This is a genomic window from Frankia sp. CoWAU3, assembly GCF_977971855.1.
The window spans coordinates 10,713-15,011 of record NZ_CDWWXB010000083.1; the positions used below are offsets into that span (position 1 = coordinate 10,713).

Annotated in this window: 3 protein-coding genes; all 3 read right to left on the reverse strand. The window is 71.3% G+C overall.

Annotated features, from left to right (window positions below):
- Positions 1-207: 207 nt before the first annotated feature.
- Entirely contained in the window at positions 208-1,398 is a 1,191-nt protein-coding gene (locus tag AC08ON_RS09720; protein WP_476607272.1) for a glycosyltransferase, read from the reverse strand.
- A gap of 125 nt (positions 1,399-1,523) precedes the next feature.
- A complete protein-coding gene (locus tag AC08ON_RS09725; protein WP_476607273.1) occupies positions 1,524-2,870 on the reverse strand; it encodes a nucleotide sugar dehydrogenase in 1,347 nt (448 codons plus the stop codon).
- 21 nt (positions 2,871-2,891) lie between these two features.
- Complete coding sequence (gene wecB / locus AC08ON_RS09730; RefSeq protein WP_476607274.1) at positions 2,892-4,079, reverse strand: non-hydrolyzing UDP-N-acetylglucosamine 2-epimerase; 1,188 nt, start codon at positions 4,077-4,079, stop codon at positions 2,892-2,894.
- Positions 4,080-4,299 lie beyond the last annotated feature (220 nt).

Genomic DNA, 4,299 nt, shown 5'->3' on the forward strand with positions numbered 1-4,299 from the left:
GGTCAACTCCCGGGCCAGTGGACTGTCGACGTGGTCGGGCGGGGGCATCAGGACGATGACGCGGTCCCCGCTCTCCCTTTCGGCTACGGCGTGCGCGACGGGCCACCGCGGGCCGTCCCCCGCCTCGAGCAAGGTGACTATCTTCATCGTGAGCGGTCCTTTCTGGTCGTGGCCGGACGGTGGCACCCGGACGGGCGGGGACGCCGGCTACGACCACACCGCCGTGATGTCGCGTTGCCAGTGCTCCATCGTGAACGGGGACCGGCGCAGCAGACGCATCGCCTCCCGGCGCTGATCAATGGTCGGGGGAACGGCGGTGAGCATCTCGGCGGTGTCGGCCCAGACCGCGTCGGAGATGCGCAGCGGCAGGATCGTCACGCCGGGGAGCAGCCGGGCGATCTCGTCGACCCCGGGCAGGTCCGCGCAGAGCACGGGCGTCCCGACCGCACAGGCCTCGAGCACGATGCCAGGCAGGCCCTCGTGGCGGGAGGTGACCAGCAGCAGCGAGACCGCGACCAGCAGGCGTGGGATCTCAAGCACCTCGCCGGTGAACTCGACGTGGTCAGCGACGCCGCGCCGAGACGCCAGCGCGACCAGCCGGGCTGTCTCGGCGGCATCCTGACGACCCACGAAAAGGAGCCGGGCGTTCACAGACCGCCCCCGCAGCGCCGCGAGAATCTCCACGGCCCGGTCCCGGCCCTTCACCGAATCCGGGCAGGCAACGTGGACGATGGTGACAAGCTCCTGATCGTCCTCGGCGAGTTCCTCCGCGCGGCGGCGGGCCGCGATGGCGACGCCGACCGGTTCCAGCTCGACGCCGTGGTAGATGACGCGGCAACGGGAGTCGAGCCGCCAGTTCTCCCGCCACAGACCCCGCATCGCCGCCTCGCTCACCGCGACCAGATGGGTGGCGAACCGGTCGAGCAGCAACCGGCCGACGATCCGCCGCACCCGGCCGCCCAGGCTGTCGCCGTGCCGGTCCGGGGCATCGGCGAGGTAGGCGACGCGGCGCCGAACCCCCCCGAGCCGGGCCAGCGCGAGGACCACCCCGGAGAAGATCGTCACGTCCGCCTGCGCTACCTCCGCCTGCACCACGTCCGGGCGTACTTGACGCAGCAGCCTCAGGAAGGACCATGGAAAGCGCCAGTCGGCCCGGCAGTGGTACACCTCGCCGCCGAGCGCCCGGATCTCACCGTCGAACGCTCCTGCCGCGCCGGACGTCACCGCGAACAACAGCCGGAACTCGTCCTGGTCGAGGCGGCGGAGCAGGTTCACGGCCCCCAGATGGATGCCGGAGCGCTCCATCCGGTTCAGCACCTTCAGCACCGTTATCGGGCCCCGGCGCCGCCACCCACTCGGCCGGTGATGGAACCACGCGTCGGTGGCGACGACCCGCATGGCACCCGCCCCTCCGCCCGCACCCTCTCGATGACGATAATTTTCAGTTATCATTCAACTACATAAAGATACATAAAGATACGGGACGCCGCGAGGGTGGGATGGCGTCAGAAGGTGGGAGGGCGTCACAGGGGTTCCACGGCGAACGCGAGCTCGTCGTGCCGCGCGACCTGCGCAGGTATCAGCGGGTGTCCCCCGCCTGCCGCCACCGGCCGGCGGCCCCGGTCGTGCGTGGGCAGCCAGTGCCGGGTGTCGAGGACCGCACGGGCATGCCGCGCCACCTGGTCACGGTCGAAGGCGTCGTGGTCGACCAGGAGCACCACCAGATCCGCGGCCGCAAGCTCTCCCGCATCCACCTCCACCAGGGTCACCCGGGGCGGCAGCCGGGCCGCGTCGACGTGCGGGTCCGCCGCTCGCACGTGGGCACCGAGGTCGGCGAGCAGGGTGGCCACCCGCGTCGCGGGCGACTCGCGCGCATCCCCGGTGTTCTTCTTGTAGGCGAGTCCCAGCAGCAGGATGCGGCTGCCCGCGACCGACCGCCGCCGGGTGTTGAGCATCTCGGTGACCCGCCGCACCACGTGGTCAGGCATATGGTCGTTGATGTCGTTGGCGAGCTCGACGAATCGGAAGCTGCGGCCGAGGCTGCGGCGCACCCGCCAGGACAGGTACGACGGGTCGATGGGCAGGCAGTGACCGCCGACCCCCGGGCCGGGAGTGAACCGCAGATACCCGAACGGCTTGGTGGAGGCCGCGTCGATCGCCTCCCACACGTCGACGCCGAGTTCGTGCGCGAACATCGCCAGTTCGTTCACCAGCGCGATGTTGACATGCCGGAAGGTGTTCTCCAGCAGTTTGGTGAGTTCGGCGGTCCGGGTCGAGCCGACCGGAACCGTCCGCTCGACCACGGTGCCGTAGAAGGCGCTCACGGCCGCCAGGGAGTCCTCGTGCACCCCGGAGACGACCTTGGGGGTGTTCACCAGGTTCCACACCCGGTTACCCGGATCGATCCGCTCCGGCGAGTAGCCGAGATGGAAGTCGATACCGGGGTGCAGACCGGAACCCTCGGTGAGCAGCGGGGCGAACAGCTCCTCGGTCGTCCCCGGATAGGTCGTCGACTCCAGGATCACGGTCACGCCCGGCCGGACCAGCGGCGCGAGGCTGCGCGCCGCGCCCACGATGTAGGACAGGTCGGGAGCCCCCTCCCGCAACGGGGTAGGGACAGTGATCACCGCGACGTCGAACGCCGCGGCGCGGGCGTAGTCCGACGTCGGCTCGTACCGGCCCGACCCCAACGCTGCCGCGAGCTGCCTGTCGGGGATGTCCTCAACGTAGGACCGCGCGGCGGCCAGCCGGGCGACACGGCTCGCGTCCACGTCCACCCCGACGACCCGCCAACCCACATCGACCGCCCGCATCGCGAGCGGGAGACCGACGTATCCCTGCCCGACGACCACCAGCTTCTTCGAAGTCATACACATAGTGTGTCAGATTGTTTACGTAGAGAGAGGTAGGTGGCTAGCTGTGTCCCGGGCCGGCGGACGGATCGCCGGATCCGGTGCGCCCGGACGGCCCGGTTCCGGCGGGGGTGCGACCACCCGGGCCAGAATTCGCGCGATGCGGCGGGCGGCGTGGCCGTCCCACAAGGCCGGACGCCGGGGCGCAGGCGGCCGCTCCAGGGTGTCGAACGCGGCCGTGACCACCACCCGCCGGTCCCGACCCACCACCCGGTTGGTACCCTCGGTAACAGTCAATGGACGTTCCGTCGAGTCGCGGAGCGTCAGGCACGGTACTCCCAGCACGGTGGACTCCTCCTGCACGCCGCCGGAATCGGTGAGCACGAGACGCGCCCCGGCCTGCAACGCCAGGGAGTCGAGATAGCCCACGGGTCCGAGCAGCCGAACCCCCGGGGGGAGCATCCCGGCCAGCCGCGCCGCCGTACGGGGATGCGCCGGGAAGACCAGCGGGCAGCGCACCGCGATCTCCCCGAGCGCCCCGAGCAGCCCGGCGAGCACGTCCGGATCGTCGACGTTGGCGGGCCGGTGCATGGTCACCAGGCCGTACCCGCCCGGGTGCAGGCCGAGCTCGGTCAGCGTCGGCCGGCCCAGCGCCTCGTCCCGGCACGCCAGGAGGGTGTCCACCATGACGTTGCCGACGAGATGGACCGCCCGGGGGGGCAGGCCCTCCCGGTACAGATGCTCCACCGCGTCCGGTGAGGTCGCGAACAGCTGGTCGCACACGTGGTCGGTGACAATGCGGTTGATCTCCTCGGGCATGGACCGGTCACCGCTACGCAGGCCCGCCTCCACGTGGGCAACGGGCACGCCCGCCTTCGCCGCGACGAGCGCACAGGCCAGAGTTGAGTTGACATCGCCGACCACGACGACGATCTCCGGGGCAAGCCGGTCGAGCAACGGCTCGAACGACGTCATGACCGCGGCCGTCTGCACGGCGTGGGAGCCCGATCCGGCCGCGAGGTGATGGTCAGGGGGGCGTAGCCCGAGATCGGCGAAGAACACCTCGCTCATCGCCTCGTCATAGTGCTGACCGGTGTGCACGAGCGTGGTCCGGAAACCCTCCGCGTCGAGGGCGTCCAGAATCGGCTTGATCTTGATGAAGTTCGGCCGCGCCCCGGCCACGACCACCGCGTGCGGCCTCGGCGCGAGCCCGGACTCGGCGAGCATCGGGACCGGTCCGGACCGGCGGCGCGCGGCCGCGAGCGGAGCCCGCGGCGCGGGCGGACCATCCACCGGTACACCGGCGACGGGCTCACCACCCGCCGGTACGCCGGTCACGAGCGAACCCCGGAACGATCCGATCCGCCGCGCGGCTGGTCGACGACGGTAGGCCCGGCGGGACGGGCCGCCCCAGCCCGCCCGACGGGGGCCGCGAGCCCGTCGCGCG